This window comes from Dinoroseobacter sp. S76 (assembly GCF_049801095.1).
Classification (GTDB): domain Bacteria; phylum Pseudomonadota; class Alphaproteobacteria; order Rhodobacterales; family Rhodobacteraceae; genus Dinoroseobacter.
On record NZ_JBNAGH010000004.1, the window covers coordinates 245,177 to 259,761 of the forward strand.

Sequence of the window (14,585 nt, forward strand, 5' to 3'; positions counted from 1 at the left end):
AAGCCGCACGGGGGGCCAGAGGCGGCGGATCGCCTAGATCGCGTGCTGCGGGGGCGAAAACTCGCAAAGGGACGATCGGCGACTGGTAACGCCCCCTCACAAGCCCCACCTGATTTGCTATGATCCCCTCACGCTGTGCCCGCCGGAGAGCTCGATGATCCCGCCCGACACCCTTGCTGCGTTTCGATTTGGCTATGGGCCGTCGCCCCACGCGCCGGGCGCGCGCGATGCGGTCGGGCTGCTGGCCTCTCTTAGCTCGCCGCACCCTGCCCCCGATGACTGGGCCGCGCGCCACACCCTCCTGGCCGAGCGTCAGGCCGCGCGCAAGGACCGGCGCGAGAAGAAAGACGGGGCCGAAGCGCGCAACATGGCCGTGAACCGCGCGCTGCGGGATCAGCGCTTACAGGACCACCAGACCCGGCTGGCCGAGACGGTCGGCGCGCCGATCGGCTTTGATCAGCGCCTTCGGGCCTTCTGGGATGATCATTTCACGATCGAGGCGCAGGCCTCGACCCTGACCCTCTTCGTGCCGCATTTCCACGCCCAGGCCATTGCGCCCCATATTGCCGGACGGTTCCGGGACATGCTGCGCGCCGCGAGCACCCATCCGGCGATGCTTCTTTATCTCGACCAGACCCGCAGCTTCGGCCCCAACAGCCGCGCGGGCCAGCGGATGGGGCGCGGGCTGAACGAGAACCTGGCGCGCGAGATCCTCGAGTTGCACACGCTCGGGGTGGATGCCGCCTATGCCCAGCGCGATGTGCGCGAGTTCGCTGAGCTGCTGACCGGGCTGCACTGGGATGCGGAGGGTTTTCGGTTCCGGCCCCGGCGCGCCGAACCCGGCGCGGAGGAGCTTCTGGGCCAGCGTTATGGCGGGGCGGAGGCGGATCTCGGCCCGGTGCTCGCCGCGCTCGACGATCTTGCTGCGCATCCCGACACCGCCCGGCACCTGGCGCGCAAGCTTGTGGTGCATTTCATTGGTGCCCCTGCGCCCGCCGATCTGGTGGAGGATATGGCCGCCGCCTATCTGGCCGCCGACACGTCCCTGATGGCGCTCTATGAGGTGATGCTGGAGGATCCGCGCGCATGGGCGCCCGAGTTCCGCAAGATCCGGCTCCCTTACGAGGTCATCGTCGCCGCCAGTCGTGGGGCGGGCTTCACCGCCGCGCAGATCCGGGCGCAGCGCCCGGGCGTGATCGCCCGCGACCTCTTGAACCAACAAGCGCGCATGGGCCAGATCCCTTGGAAGCCCGGCGGTCCCGATGGCTGGGCTGAGGATGCGGAGACCTGGATCACGCCCGTCGGACTGGCCGCGCGGCTGCGATGGGCGCAGGCCTTCACCCGCCGCCATCTGGGCCAGCACGACCCGCGCGCCTTCCTCGCCGCCACCCTCGGCGAGCGGGCCTCGCCCGTGTTGCGCAGCGCCGTGGCCGGGGCCGAGAGCCGCGAGGCCGGGCTCTCCCTCGTGCTCGCCAGTCCCGAATTCAACCGCCGTTGAGGAGCAAGCCATGACGATCCACCGCCGACAGGTTCTGCGCTCTGGCCTCGCCCTGGGATGTTCCTTGGCGGCGACGCCCTTCATGACGCCGGTGACCTTTGCGGCCACGCCGGGCGAAGCGCGGCTTGTGGTGATCGTGTTGCGTGGGGGGATGGATGGGCTCGACGCTGTGCGCCCACTGGGCGATCCGGGGCTGAAGGCCCTGCGGCCCGATGCGGCGCGGGATGGTCCGGCGCTGGACGGGATGTTCGCGCTGCACCCAACCCTCGCGCCGCTCCTGCCGCTCTGGCAGGCGGGCGAGTTCGCGGTGGCCCATGCGGTCTCGACCCCCTATCGCGACCGGCGCAGCCATTTCGACGGGCAGGATGTGCTCGAAAACGGCGGCAATAATGCCGAGGGCACCCTGACGCCCGGCGGGGATGGCTGGCTGAACCGGGCGATCGCGCATCTGCCCGGCGCGCGCACCGAGACGGCCTTTGCCGTGGGGCATACGACGCTGATGCTCCTGCGCGGGACGCAGGCCGTGTCGACCTGGGCGCCGGATGCGGGGCTCGATTTGTCGCCCCAGACCGACCGGCTCTTGGAGCGGATCTATGCCCAGGATCCCCTCTTTGCCCAGGCCCATGCGGAGGCGGAGGCGCTGGCGGCCCTGCAAGGCGGCGATCCCATGTCGTCGAACAAGGCCCGACGGGCCGAGGCGCTCGCACGTTTCACCGCCCAGCGCCTGCAGGAGGAGACGCGGATCGCGGCTTTCTCGCTTGGCGGTTGGGACACCCATGCACGGCAGGACCGCACCCTGCCCCGGGCCCTGGCGGAGCTTGTCACGGCGATCACCACTCTGCGCGAGACGCTTGGCCCGGACTGGAGAAAGACCGTGGTGATGGCCGTGACCGAGTTTGGCCGCACGGCGCGGATCAATGGCTCAGGCGGGACGGATCACGGGACCGGAGGGGCCGCGCTTTTTGCCGGAGGGGCGCTCGCCGGTGGACGGGTTCTGACCGATTGGCCGGGGCTGCGCGAGAGCGCGCTCTTTCAGGATCGCGACCTTATGCCGACACGAGATCTGCGCGCCATGGCGGCCTGGGTGCTGCGCGATCATCTGGCCCTGCCCCGCAGCGCGCTGGAGGGCGCAGTCTTCCCCGGGCTCGAGATGGGTGCGCCGGCGGGCCTGATCGCCTGATCCACAGGGGCCCGCGCGCAGCAGATCTAAGACCATAGACGCCTTCCCCTCCGACGCGATTCCGGAAATGATCGCAGGATCCCGGACACGAGAGGCGCGATGGATCCCCGACTGTTTTACCTGACGCTTGGCAATGTGGTGATCGGCACGGGCACCATGGTCATGTCCGGCATCCTCGACCCGATCGCTGCAGATCTGAGGATCACCGTCTCGGCGGCGGGTCAGGTCACCACGGTCTATGCCCTCGCCTTTGCGATTGGCGCGCCGATCATGGCGACCCTGACCGGGCGGTTTGACCGGGCCAAGGTGCTGGCCGCGGCGCTGTTGCTCTTTGCGATGGCCAGCCTTTTGAGCGCGTTTGCCCCGAATTACGCGGTGCTGATGGTGGCCCGGGTGCTGGGCGGGCTGGCGGCGGCGATCTTTTCGCCGACCGCCGTGGCCGTGGCCGCAAGTCTCGTCCCTCCCGAGCAACGCGGGCGCGCCATCGCCCTGGTCTTTGGCGGCATGACCATCGCCAGCGTCTTTGGCGTGCCCCTGGGCACCTGGGTCGGGCTGGCAATCGGCTGGCGCGAGATGCTGGCCGGGCTGAGCCTCGCCACTCTCGGCGCCATGGCCGCCCTGTGGTGGGGCGTGCCCAAGGGGCTGATGCTGCCCCCTGCGAGCCTGTCGCGCTGGGGTGCGGCTTTGCGGCAACCCACGGTCGGGCTGCTCCTTGGCGTGACAGCGTTTCAGATCGGGGGGAGCTTTGTGCTCTTTGCGTTTTTCGGGCCCTATCTGAGCGATGTCACAGGCCTCGCCCCGGATGGGATCGCGGGCATGCTCTTTGTCTTCGGGCTGGCCAGCCTGATCGGGAATTTCGCTGCGGGCTGGGCCGTGGACCGATACGGCGCAGGGCTTGTGACCCATGGCTCTGTCGCCCTGACGGCGCTGAGCCTGCTGGCACTCATGGGCACTGCTGGAAACACCATCACCGCCGGGGCAGCGATCATCCTTTGGGGCGCAACGGTGTTCGGCATCAACACTGCCCAGCAGGCAAGGCTGGTGGAAGCCGCGCCCGACTACGCGACCGTAATCTTGCCGGCGAATTCCTCGATCCTCTTTGCGGGCCAAGCGCTCGGGGCCGCCCTGGGCGGGTTTGTCGTGGCCTGGGGCGGGCTCGCGGTTTTGCCGCTGGTGGGCGGGGTCGTGGTCTTCGTGGCGCTCGGCCTGTCGCTCCGGGCCGCAGCACTCCGAGGGGCCTAGGCCGCGCGCATCATCGCCATGAGGCGGGCCTTCTCACCCTGATCATCCTCGCGCGAGATCGCCTCCGACAAAGCCTGCAGCGAGGCGATGTTGTGGCCCGCGCGGAAGCTGTCCACATGGGGCAGCATCGCCATGATCCCCGCCGCCTTGGGCGCGAACCCGTCCCAGCGCAGGAGCGGGTTGATCCAGATAAGCTTGCGCGCCGAGAGATGCAGGCGGGTCATCTCGAACTCGAGGGCCGCCGGGTCGTCCCGGTCGAGCCCGTCCGTGATCAGAAGCACCACCGAGCCCGTGCCCAGCACCCGGCGTGACCAGTCATGGTTGAACTCCTTGAGGCAGGCGCCGATCCGCGTGCCTCCTTCCCAATCCTGCGCCTCGGCGCCTGCGGCGGCCAGGGCCGCATCCACATCGCGCTGATGCAGGTGCCGGGTGATATTGGTGAGCCGCGTGCCGAAGGTGAAGGCATGCACCTTGGCCCAGCCCGCCCCCTTGGCATTGCTGACCGCGTGCAGGAAATGCAGCACGGCGCGGGAATACTGGGACATGGAGCCCGAGATATCGCAAAGGCAGACCAGATTGGGCCAACGGATGCGCGGGGCCTTGGTGGCCAGATGGTGGACCTCACCGCCCTTGCGCATGGCCTCGCGCATGGTGCGCTGCCAATCGGCGCGGGCCCCGAACGGGTCGGCCTTGGTCCGCCGCGACCGCAGAGGTTTCACCGGCAGGCTGAGCTGGGCGATCAGGCGCTTGGCCTCGGCCATTTCGGAGTTGGACATCTGCTCGAAATCGAGAGTCTGGAGACGCTCCTGGCTCGACATGGTGCGGGAAGCATCGATCTCGATCTCGGTGCCTTCGTCTTCCATCTCGGGCATATCCGGCAGGTCGCGATCCACCCCGTCGAGCAGCGCCTCGGCGGCGCGTTTCTCGGCGGCCTTGGCCTTGCGCTCCTCGGCGACGCCCCGGACCATGGGCGTCAGGAAGGACATCATCTGCTCCATGTAGCGCGGGTCGCGCCAGTAGAGCCGAAAGACCTGATGAAAGACCGCGCGCTGCTCGGGGCGCGAGACGAAACAGGCCTGCAGGGTGAAGTAGAAATCCCGCTGATTGGTGAAGCCTGCCGCCTGCACCGCCTTGACCGCGTCGATCACCCGCCCCGGCCCCACGGGCAGCCCTGCGGCGCGCAGGGCCCGGGCGAAATAGGTGATGTTATGGCCCAGCTTGGGATCGTCGGGCAGGTCGAGATCGAGAAATTCCGCCATGGATCAGATGTCCGTCCGCGCGGCAAGGCGGGGGGCTGCCTGCCCCCCGTGCCCCCCGGGGATATTTCCGGACTTAAGATGGGCAAGGTGGGGCTGCGTCATGCGGGGGCCAGCTCGGCGCGAACCTCTTCGAGGATTTGTTTGGCAGCCGAGCCTTCGAGTTTCTGGATGTCGTCCTGGTATTTCAGGATAGCGCCCAGCGTGTCGGCGATGACCTCGGGGCTGAGCTCCAGCACATCGAGGGCCAGCAGGCATTTCGCCCAGTCGATGGTTTCGGCGACGCCCGGTTTCTTGAAGAGATCCTCGGTGCGCAGGCGTTGGACGAAGGCCACGACCTCCCGGCTGAGCGCCTCGGCGGCCTCGGGGGCGCGGGCCTGCAGGATGGCGATCTCGCGTTCGAATTCGGGGTAGTCCACCCAGTGATAAAGGCAGCGGCGCTTCAGGGCGTCATGGACCTCCCGCGTGCGGTTTGAGGTGAGCACCACGAGGGGCGGCTCGGCGGCAGCCACGGTCCCAAGCTCGGGGATGGTCACCTGATAATCCGAGAGCGCCTCAAGCAGGAAGGCCTCGAAGGGTTCATCCGTGCGGTCAATCTCGTCGATCAGGAGGACCGGCGCGCCGCCTTCCTGCGGGCGCATGGCCTCCAGCAGCGGGCGCTCGATCAGATATTCGTCGGAGAAAAGCTCGGTCTGGAGCGCCTGCCGGTCCGCGCCGCCCGCAGCCTCCGCCGTGCGGATGGCGACCATCTGGGCCGGGAAGTTCCATTCATAGACCGCAGAGGAGGCGTCGAGCCCCTCATAGCATTGCAACCGGATCAGACGCTTGCCGAGGGCCGCGGCCATGGCCTTGGCGATCTCGGTCTTGCCCACGCCCGCCTCGCCCTCGAGAAAAATCGGGCGGCCCAGGGTGGTGGCCAGGAACACCACGGTCGCGAGGGGGCGGCCACAGACATAGTTCTGGGTGCCCAGCACCTCCTGTACATGGTCGATACTGGTGAATGCGTTGCTCATCGGCTCCTCCGTTGCCCTCACCCTGCATGGCCGCCCCCCGGGGTCAAGCCCGCCTAAAGGACGAGACCGGGCGTCGCGGGCTGCGGCCCCACGCCGCGCTTTGATGGACGGGCTGGCCCCCGCACGCTATGTTCCCGCCGAGGCGCAGGAGGATGCAATGAACGTCACGACCCCGATCACCCAGAAGGATGCCCCGGACCTGTCACGCTTTGACTGGGCCGACCCGCTGCGGCTGGAGGATCAGCTGAGCGAGGAGGAGCGGATGTTGCGCGACGGGGCGGCGGCCTTTGCGGCCGACAAGCTCGCGCCGCGGATCATCGAGGCCTATCGCGAAGCCACAGTGGCGCCCGAGATCTTCGCCGAGATGGGCGAAGCGGGCCTGCTCGGGGTGACCGTGCCCGAGGCCTATGGCGGGCTCGGCGGGTCCTATGTGGCCTACGGGCTCGTGGCGCGCGAGATTGAGCGGATCGACAGCGGGTATCGCTCGATGATGTCGGTGCAGAGCTCGCTCGTGATGTATCCGATCTATGCCTATGGCTCCGAGGAGCAGCGCCAGAAATACCTGCCCGGGCTGGCCGCGGGCAAGCTGATCGGCTGTTTCGGTCTGACGGAGCCCGATGCGGGCTCGGACCCGGCGGGGATGAAGACCCGCGCCGAGAAGACCGCCACCGGCTATCGCCTCACGGGCTCGAAGATGTGGATCTCGAACGCGCCGATCGCGGATGTTTTCGTGGTCTGGGCCAAATCCGAGGCCCATGGCGGCAAGATCCGGGGCTTTGTGCTCGAAAAGGGGATGGCCGGGCTGAGCGCCCCCAAGCTGGGCGGCAAGCTGAGCTTGCGGGCCTCGGTGACCGGCGAGATCGTCATGGATGGTGTGGAGCTGGGCGAGGACGCGCTCCTGCCCGGGGTCGAGGGGCTCAAAGGGCCGTTCGGCTGTCTGAACCGCGCGCGCTATGGCATCGGCTGGGGCGTGATGGGCGCGTCGGAATTCTGCTGGCACGCGGCCCGGCAATACGGGCTCGACCGGCACCAGTTCAAACGTCCCCTCGCCCAGACCCAGCTCTTCCAGAAGAAGCTCGCCGATATGCAGACCGAGATCGCGCTCGGCCTGCAGACCGCCCTGCGCGTGGGGCGGCTGATGGATGAGGGCCGGGCGGCGCCCGAGATGATCAGCCTGCTGAAGCGGAACAATTGCGGCAAGGCGCTGGAGATGGCGCGGATGGCCCGGGACATGCATGGGGGCAACGGGATCTCCGAGGAGTTCCAGGTCATGCGCCACATGGTGAACCTGGAGACGGTGAACACCTATGAGGGCACCCATGACGTGCACGCCCTGATCCTCGGCCGAGCCCAGACCGGCCTGCAGGCGTTCTTCTGAGCCATGGACCGGACCACGATTGTCGAAGAAAACTTCCGTCGCCGGGTGGGGGCGGGCGATCTGCCGAAGGTCACACCGCGCCCGGGCCTGGCCGGGCCGGAGGCGGTGGGCCTTTTTCGCGCGCAGGTGCTGAGCCGGGCGCTCGATCTCGAAAGCCGCGCCATGCAGGCGGCGGGGCAGGGGTTCTACACGATCGGGTCCTCGGGGCATGAGGGGATGGCGGCGGTGGCCCATGCCCTGCGCCCGACCGATCCGGCCTTTCTGCACTACCGCGACGGGGCGTTTCAGATCGCCCGCGCAGCACAGGTGCCGGGGCAGACGATCCTGTGGGACATGCTCCTGAGTTTTGCCTGTGCGTCGGAGGATCCGATCTCGGGCGGGCGGCACAAGGTGCTCGGCTCCAAGGCTTTGATGATCCCGCCCCAGACCTCGACCATCGCGAGCCATCTGCCCAAGGCGCTGGGGGCGGCTTACGGCATCGCGGCGGCCCGGCGCCATGCGCCCGAGCATGAGGTCTTTGCCCGAGACGCGATTGCGGTCTGCTCCTTCGGGGATGCCTCGGCCAACCATTCCACCGCGCAGGGGGCGTTCAACGCGGCAAGCTGGGCGAGCTTTCAATTGGTGCCGATGCCGCTCCTGTTTGTCTGCGAGGATAATGGCATCGGGATCTCGACGCGGACCCCGAAGGACTGGATCTCTGCGAGCTTCGCGGCCCGGCCCGGGTTGCCGTATTTCACCTGCGATGGCGGGGATCTCTACGACACCTATGCCACGGCGCAGGCGGCGGCGGATTTCGTGCGGCGCCAGCGCAAGCCGGCCTTCCTTCATGTGAAGACCATCCGGCTCTATGGCCATGCGGGGGCGGATGTGGCGACCGCCTATCTGCCCCGGGCGGAGGTCGAAGCGCAGGAGGCGCAGGATCCCCTGATCCGGTCCGTCGCCCTTTTGCAGGCCGCTGGGGCGTTGCCCCCATCCGAGGCGCTTGCGATCTATGACGAGACCCGCGCCCGGGTCCATCGCACCGCCGCCGAAATCGTCACGCGCCCCCATCTGGGCAGCGCGGAGGAGGTCATGGCCAGCCTGATCCCGCCGCCCCGCCCCTGCGCGCCGACAAACGGGCCGAGCGCGGCCGAGCGCGCCGCCCTTCTGGGCAATGAGATCACGGCCCAGAAGGACCGCCAGCCCATGAGCCGCCTGATCAACTGGGCGCTCCATGACCTGTTGCTGGAGCATGGCGAGATCGTCCTGATGGGCGAGGATGTGGGGCGCAAGGGCGGGGTTTACGGGGTCACCCAAAAGCTTGAGAAACGCTTTGGCCCGGACCGCGTGATCGACACGCTGCTTGATGAGCAATCCATTCTCGGGCTGGCGATCGGCATGGCCCATAACGGCTTCATCCCGATCCCGGAGATCCAGTTTCTCGCCTATCTCCACAATGCCGAAGACCAGTTGCGCGGGGAGGCGGCGACGCTGCCGTTTTTCTCGAAGGGGCAATTCACCAACCCGATGGTGCTGCGGATCGCGGGGCTCGGGTATCAGAAGGGGTTTGGCGGGCATTTCCACAATGACAATTCGGTGGCGGTGCTGCGCGACATTCCCGGGCTGATCCTGGCCTGCCCGTCCAATGGGGCGGATGCGGTGGGGATGCTGCGGGAATGCGTGCGGCTGGCGCGCGAAGAGCAGCGGGTGGTCGTGTTTCTCGAACCCATCGCGCTTTATCCCATGCGGGACCTGCTTGCGCCGGGCGATGGCGGCTGGATGCGGGAGTATCCCGCGCCCGGCACGCGCCTCCCGCTCGGCGAGGTCGGGCAGAGCGGCACGGGCACGGATCTGGCCATCGTGAGCTTTGGCAATGGCACTTACCTGTCCCATCAGGCGCAGGCATCACTGGGAGAGGGCACGCGGGTGATCGATCTGCGCTGGCTCAACCCGCTGCCGCTTGAGGCGATGCTGGAGGCCGTGCGCCCCTGCAAGCGTATCCTCGTGGTCGATGAGACCCGGACCACGGGCGGGGTCTCCGAGGCGGTGATGACAGCACTGGCCGAAGCGGGCCTGCGGGCACGGCGGCTCGCGGCCGCGGACAGCTTCATCGCCACGGGTCCGGCTTATGGCGCGACCATGCCCTCGCGAGACTCTATCCTCGCCGCCGCGCGGGAGCTTCTGGCATGACAACGGCGGTCCTGATCTGTCCCGGGCGGGGCACTTACAACAAGGCCGAGCTCGGCACGCTGGCGCGGCACTTCCCGGATCCCGTGCTGCTCGCGCGCTTCGATGCGGCGCGGGTGGCGGCGGGGGCCCCGAGCCTCAGCGCGCTGGATGGCGCGGCGCGGTTCTCGCAGGCGAAACACGGACGGGGGGACAATGCCTCCGGCCTGATCTTTGCGGCGAGCCTTGGGGATGCCCTGTCCCTGGCGCCGGAGATCGAGCTGGTGGCGGTCACGGGCAATTCCATGGGCTGGTACAGTGCTCTGGCCTGCGCGGGGGCCGTGGATCCCAAGACCGGGTTCGAGATCACCACGCGCATGGGCGGGATGATGGCGACGCGGGGCGCGGGGGGGCAGATCCTCTATCCCCATATGGGACCCGAGTGGCGCGCGGATCCGGCGGCGAAACGCGCGCTGCTGGACCTCGTGGCCGAGATCGGCACGCGCCCGGGTCATGCCCTGAGCCTGTCGATTGATCTGGGCGGGATGCTGGTGCTCGCCGGGGACGAGGCGGGGCTTGGTGCGTTCGAGGCCGCTATCCCGGCGCGTGAGCGTTTTCCCATGCGTCTGCCGGGCCATGCGGGGTTTCACTCGCCGCTGGTCGCCCCGGTCTCGGAGGCAGCGCTCGCCACGTTCCAGATGGAGATGTTCGGCCAGCCCGCCCTGCCGATGATCGACGGGCGCGGGCAGATCTGGTGGCCCGGCGCCACGGATCGCGCCGCGCTCTGGGACTACACGTTCGGGCATCAGGTCACGGCCCCTTACGATTTCACCCGGGCGGTCACCGTGGCCGCGCGGGAGTTCGCGCCGGAGCTCTTCATCATCGCCGGGCCGGGCACGACCCTGGGCGGTGCGGTGGCGCAATCCCTGATCACCGCCCATTGGCAGGGGCTGGACGGCAAAGCCGCGTTCCAGACCCGTCAGGCGGCGGATCCTCTTTTGATTTCCATGGGCCGCGACGACCAGCGCGGGCTTGTTACGAAAGGAAACTGACATGACCCATGACGCGGTGCTTGCGGCGGCGGGGCTCACCCCGGACAGCCTGACGGGCGGGACCCTTGCCGTCCACTCCCCCATCGACGGGGCGGAGGTGGCGCGGGTGCAGGAGACGCCCGCCGCCGAGATGCCCCAGGTGATCGCCCGGGCGCAGGCGGCCTTTGCCGCGTGGCGCAGCGTGCCGGCCCCGCGCCGGGGCGAGCTGGTGCGCCTGCTGGGCGAGGAGCTGCGCGCCGCCAAGGAGGAGCTTGGCGCGGTCGTCACCCTGGAGGCGGGCAAGATCACCTCCGAAGGGCTCGGCGAGGTGCAGGAGATGATCGACATCTGCGACTTTGCCGTGGGCCTCTCGCGGCAGCTCTACGGGCTGACGATCGCGTCGGAACGGCCCGGCCATCGGATGATGGAAACCTGGCACCCGATGGGACCCTGCGGTGTGATCACCGCCTTCAACTTCCCCGTGGCGGTCTGGTCCTGGAACGCGGCGCTGGCGCTGATCTGCGGCAATCCGGTGATCTGGAAACCCTCGGAGAAGACCCCGCTCACGGCGCTCGCCACCATGGAGATCATGGGACGCGCGCTGGCACGGTTCGGGGATGCGCCCGAGGGGCTGGTGCAGCTGGTGATCGGCGGGCCGGAGATCGGCGCCGCACTGGTCGCCTCGCCGCAGGTGCCGATCCTGAGCGCGACGGGCTCCACGCGGATGGGGCAGATCGTCGGCCCACAGGTCTCGGCCCGCTGGGGGCGGCCCATTCTGGAGCTCGGCGGTAATAACGGGATGATCGTTGCGCCCTCGGCGGATCTCGACATGGCGGTGCGGGCCATCGTGTTCTCGGCCGTGGGCACCGCCGGGCAGCGTTGCACGACCCTGCGGCGGCTGATCGTGCACAACTCGATCAAGGACGCATTGGTCGCGAAACTGACCGCCGCCTATGCCAGCCTGCCGATCGGGGATCCGCGCGCCGAGGGCACCTTGATCGGGCCGTTGATCGATCAGGCGGCGAGCGACCGGATGCAGGCGATGCTGGCCGCGGCTCAGGCCGAAGGCGGGACCGTCCATGGCGGCGGCGTGGCCGAAGGGGTAGCGGGCGGATGCTATGTGCGCCCGGCCATTGTCGAGATGCCGGACCAGACCGAGACCGTGCGGACCGAGACCTTTGCCCCGATCCTCTATGTCATGGGCTATGATGATTTCGACACGGCCATGGCGCTCCATAACGGGGTGCCGCAGGGGCTGTCCTCCTGCATTTTCACCCTGAACATGCGCGAGGCCGAGCAGTTCCTTTCGGCGGCCGGGTCCGATTGCGGGATCGCCAATGTGAATATCGGCCCCTCGGGCGCCGAGATCGGCGGGGCCTTTGGCGGCGAGAAGGAAACCGGCGGCGGGCGCGAAAGCGGCTCGGATGCCTGGCGCTCCTATATGCGGCGGCAGACCAACACGATCAACTACTCCGCCGAGCTGCCCCTTGCCCAAGGGGTCAAGTTCGACATCTGAGCCCCGCCCAGACAGCGCAAAGCCCCGGGTCATCCCCGGGGCTTTGACCTCTCCGGAGTGGTGTTTTCCTAGCGGTGGAGCAGCACGCTCGCCTCCGCATGGCGCGCGATCTGGGCCGCATGGGTGCCCAGCGTGCTCAGCGTGCTGCCGGGCCGGGCGGCGTTCAGCACGATCAGATCCGCCTTCAACGCCTTGGCCTCCAGCAGCGACTGCTCCCCGATCCCGCCGCGCAGCACATGGGGCACCGCCGTGGCCCCCGAGGCCGCGACCAGCTCTGCCAGCTCCGCCTTGGCGCGGGCATTGGCGGCCTTCTGACTGTCATCGGAGACGAAGGGTTCCACATAGCTGTAAAACCCGTAGGGCATCACATAGGCCACATGGAGGGTGCTTTCCGGGAAGGTCGCCGCCGCATAGCGCAGCACCGCTTCGCCGCTGTCGCGATGGGCGATATCCACGAGCACGAGGACGGTCTTCGGGGCCATGATCGCCTCCTATTTGCTCAGCACTTCGGGCAGCCAAGTAGCCAGCCCCGGGAACATCACGAGGATCACCACGAAGAGGCACATCACCAGGAACATCGGGAAGGAGGCCTTGGAGATGAAGCCGATATCCTTGCCCGTCATCCCCTGCAGCACGAAGAGGTTGAAGCCGATGGGCGGCGTGATCTGGGCCATCTCGACCACGATCATCAGGTAGACGCCGAACCAGAGCATGTCGAACCCGGCAGCCCGCACCATGGGCTCGATCACCGCCATGGTCAGCACGATCGACGACAGCCCGTCGAGGAACATGCCGAGGATAATGTAGAACACCGTCAGGATCGCGATCAGCGCGAGCGGCGAGGGCTGCCAATTGGCGATCACCTCGGCCAGGGCCTTGGGAATGCCGGTGAACCCCATGGCGAGGCTCAGGAAACCCGCCCCCATCAGGATCAGCATGATCATCGCCGTGGTTCGCACGGAACCGAGCACACTGTCCTGAAAGCTGTCCCATGTGAGACTGCGCTGCACGATGGAGAGCAAGAGCGCCCCGACCACGCCCAGGGCCGCGGCCTCGGTCGCCGTGGCAATGCCCGTGTAGATCGAGCCGATCACCGCCGCGATCAGCAGGAGCACCGGCAAGAGATCCGCGAGCTTGCGCCCGAGGCTCGTGACATCCACGTCCTGGATCGGGTTGAAGCTGCCGCGATTGACCAGGGACCAGCAGGCCACATAGGCCATGAAGAGAAGCGCGAGGCAGAGCCCCGGGATCATCGCCGCCATGAAAAGCTTGGAGATGCTCTCATTCACGGTGACGCCGAAGATGATCATCGAGATCGAGGGCGGGATCAGCAGACCCAGCGTGCCGGCGCCGGAGAGGGTGCCGATGATCATATGCTCGGGATATTTGCGGGCGCGCAGCTCGGGGATCGACATCTTGCCCACCGTGGCCACGGTCGCCGCCGAGGAGCCGGAGATCGCGGCAAACACCGCCGAAGCGCCGATATTGACATGGAGGAGCGAGCCCGGCAGCCCCTTCATGAAGGGCGCGAGCCCCTTGAACAGGGTCTCCGACAGCTTGGTGCGGAACAGGATCTCGCCCATCCAGATAAAGAGCGGCAGCGCCGTAAGGGTCCAGCTCGACTGCTCGCCCCAGATGGTCACGGCCATGGAATCGCCGATCGGGGCCGAGGTGAAGAGCGCCATGCCCACGATGGCCGTGGCCAGAAGGGCCGCGCCCACCCAGACCCCGAGCCCGAGGCAGAGGAACAGCGTCGACAGAAAGACGATGATGGAGACGGTTTCGCTCATACCTCGTTCGGCCCTTCATGCCCGGCGGTCTCAGGATTGATCGTGTCGTAGTCGAACAGGGCCTGAAGAAATGAATGGAAGGTCGCGATGGCCAGCAGCCCGGCACCGATGGCCACAGGTGTCTGCGGGATCCAGAGCAGGACCGCATCGGCCCCCTCGCTGCGCTCGCCGAAATCCCAGCTGTCATAGGCCAGCCGGACCATATAGACGGCGAGAAACAGGGTGATGCAGGACATGAAACCGAGACAGAAGATCTCGACCCCCCGGCGCGGGGCGCTGCCGAGCTTCTGGATCAGCAGCTGCACCCGGATATGCCCGTTCGAGCGGAAGGTATAGGCGAGGGCGAGGAAGGTGCTCGTGGCCATCACATAGCCTGCGAAATCCGTCGCTCCGCCCGCATAGAGCCCGACCGCCCGCGCGAGGATGGAATAGAGCACCAGCCCGCAGAGCAGGATGAGCAACGCACCGGCGGCATAGGCCCCGGCCTTGTAGACCCCGTCCATCAGGTTCGAGAATTGGCGCATCATCCGGCTCCT

Annotated in this window: 12 protein-coding genes; 7 read left to right on the forward strand and 5 right to left on the reverse strand. The window is 67.8% G+C overall.

The features are described from left to right. Window positions 1-154: 154 nt before the first annotated feature. From ACP153_RS14340 to ACP153_RS14350, 3 genes are all read left to right on the forward strand, one after another. Entirely contained in the window at window positions 155-1,498 is a 1,344-nt protein-coding gene (locus ACP153_RS14340) for a DUF1800 domain-containing protein (RefSeq protein ID WP_424971688.1), read from the forward strand. Between the two features lie 10 nt (window positions 1,499-1,508). Further along, entirely contained in the window at window positions 1,509-2,678 is a 1,170-nt protein-coding gene (locus ACP153_RS14345) for a DUF1501 domain-containing protein (RefSeq protein ID WP_424971689.1), read from the forward strand. A 99-nt stretch (window positions 2,679-2,777) separates the two neighbouring features. Next, window positions 2,778-3,920: an MFS transporter gene (locus ACP153_RS14350; protein ID WP_424971690.1), complete on the forward strand. Its 1,143-nt coding sequence runs from the start codon at window positions 2,778-2,780 to the stop codon at window positions 3,918-3,920. Here the strand turns inward: ACP153_RS14350 and ACP153_RS14355 are convergent. Both ACP153_RS14355 and ACP153_RS14360 read right to left on the reverse strand, forming a co-directional pair. Then, window positions 3,917-5,179: a vWA domain-containing protein gene (locus ACP153_RS14355; RefSeq protein ID WP_424971691.1), complete on the reverse strand. Its 1,263-nt coding sequence runs from the start codon at window positions 5,177-5,179 to the stop codon at window positions 3,917-3,919. The two genes, ACP153_RS14350 and ACP153_RS14355, sit on opposite strands and share 4 nt — an antisense overlap. A 98-nt stretch (window positions 5,180-5,277) precedes the next feature. Then, the gene (locus tag ACP153_RS14360; RefSeq protein ID WP_424971692.1) at window positions 5,278-6,189 is read right to left on the reverse strand and encodes an AAA family ATPase; all 912 of its coding nucleotides are present in this window, start codon (window positions 6,187-6,189) and stop codon (window positions 5,278-5,280) included. Window positions 6,190-6,346: 157 nt separating this feature from the next. Here ACP153_RS14360 and ACP153_RS14365 point away from each other — a divergent pair, with 157 nt between their 5' ends. Genes ACP153_RS14365 through ACP153_RS14380 form a run of 4 tightly spaced genes read left to right on the forward strand, consistent with a single transcriptional unit; the run spans window position 6,347 to window position 12,259 of the window. After that, entirely contained in the window at window positions 6,347-7,567 is a 1,221-nt protein-coding gene (locus tag ACP153_RS14365; protein ID WP_424971693.1) for an acyl-CoA dehydrogenase, read from the forward strand. A 3-nt stretch (window positions 7,568-7,570) separates the two neighbouring features. Continuing rightward, complete coding sequence (locus ACP153_RS14370; RefSeq protein ID WP_424971694.1) at window positions 7,571-9,736, forward strand: dehydrogenase E1 component subunit alpha/beta; 2,166 nt, start codon at window positions 7,571-7,573, stop codon at window positions 9,734-9,736. Then, the gene (locus tag ACP153_RS14375; RefSeq protein WP_424971695.1) at window positions 9,733-10,764 is read left to right on the forward strand and encodes an ACP S-malonyltransferase; all 1,032 of its coding nucleotides are present in this window, start codon (window positions 9,733-9,735) and stop codon (window positions 10,762-10,764) included. Before ACP153_RS14370 ends, ACP153_RS14375 begins: the two co-directional genes overlap by 4 nt. 1 nt (window position 10,765) lies before the next feature. Further along, on the forward strand, window positions 10,766-12,259 hold the full coding sequence (locus ACP153_RS14380; RefSeq protein ID WP_424971696.1) for an aldehyde dehydrogenase family protein: 1,494 nt from the start codon (window positions 10,766-10,768) through the stop codon (window positions 12,257-12,259). Window positions 12,260-12,327: 68 nt separating this feature from the next. Here ACP153_RS14380 and ACP153_RS14385 read toward each other — a convergent pair whose 3' ends face one another. Genes ACP153_RS14385 through ACP153_RS14395 form a run of 3 tightly spaced genes read right to left on the reverse strand, consistent with a single transcriptional unit; the run spans window position 12,328 to window position 14,573 of the window. Further along, window positions 12,328-12,741 (reverse strand): universal stress protein, encoded by a 414-nt coding sequence (locus tag ACP153_RS14385; protein ID WP_424971697.1) that lies wholly within the window; start codon window positions 12,739-12,741, stop codon window positions 12,328-12,330. A gap of 9 nt (window positions 12,742-12,750) precedes the next feature. Next, entirely contained in the window at window positions 12,751-14,049 is a 1,299-nt protein-coding gene (locus ACP153_RS14390) for a TRAP transporter large permease (RefSeq protein ID WP_424971698.1), read from the reverse strand. Further along, window positions 14,046-14,573, reverse strand: a complete 528-nt coding sequence (locus tag ACP153_RS14395) for a TRAP transporter small permease subunit (RefSeq protein ID WP_424971699.1) — start codon at window positions 14,571-14,573, stop codon at window positions 14,046-14,048. Before ACP153_RS14395 ends, ACP153_RS14390 begins: the two co-directional genes overlap by 4 nt. Window positions 14,574-14,585: the final 12 nt, after the last annotated feature.

Bases quoted from the DNA above. Each gene is read 5' to 3' on its own strand.
- ACP153_RS14355 (WP_424971691.1), bottom strand. From the start codon at position 5,179: ATGGCGGAATTTCTCGATCTCGACCTGCCCGACGATCCCAAGCTGGGC.
- ACP153_RS14395 (WP_424971699.1), bottom strand. From the start codon at position 14,573: ATGCGCCAATTCTCGAACCTGATGGACGGGGTCTACAAGGCCGGGGCC.
- ACP153_RS14340 (WP_424971688.1), top strand. From the start codon at position 155: ATGATCCCGCCCGACACCCTTGCTGCGTTTCGATTTGGCTATGGGCCG.
- ACP153_RS14380 (WP_424971696.1), top strand. From the start codon at position 10,766: ATGACCCATGACGCGGTGCTTGCGGCGGCGGGGCTCACCCCGGACAGC.
- ACP153_RS14345 (WP_424971689.1), top strand. From the start codon at position 1,509: ATGACGATCCACCGCCGACAGGTTCTGCGCTCTGGCCTCGCCCTGGGA.
- ACP153_RS14385 (WP_424971697.1), bottom strand. From the start codon at position 12,741: ATGGCCCCGAAGACCGTCCTCGTGCTCGTGGATATCGCCCATCGCGAC.
- ACP153_RS14350 (WP_424971690.1), top strand. From the start codon at position 2,778: ATGGATCCCCGACTGTTTTACCTGACGCTTGGCAATGTGGTGATCGGC.
- ACP153_RS14375 (WP_424971695.1), top strand. From the start codon at position 9,733: ATGACAACGGCGGTCCTGATCTGTCCCGGGCGGGGCACTTACAACAAG.
- ACP153_RS14370 (WP_424971694.1), top strand. From the start codon at position 7,571: ATGGACCGGACCACGATTGTCGAAGAAAACTTCCGTCGCCGGGTGGGG.
- ACP153_RS14365 (WP_424971693.1), top strand. From the start codon at position 6,347: ATGAACGTCACGACCCCGATCACCCAGAAGGATGCCCCGGACCTGTCA.
- ACP153_RS14360 (WP_424971692.1), bottom strand. From the start codon at position 6,189: ATGAGCAACGCATTCACCAGTATCGACCATGTACAGGAGGTGCTGGGC.
- ACP153_RS14390 (WP_424971698.1), bottom strand. From the start codon at position 14,049: ATGAGCGAAACCGTCTCCATCATCGTCTTTCTGTCGACGCTGTTCCTC.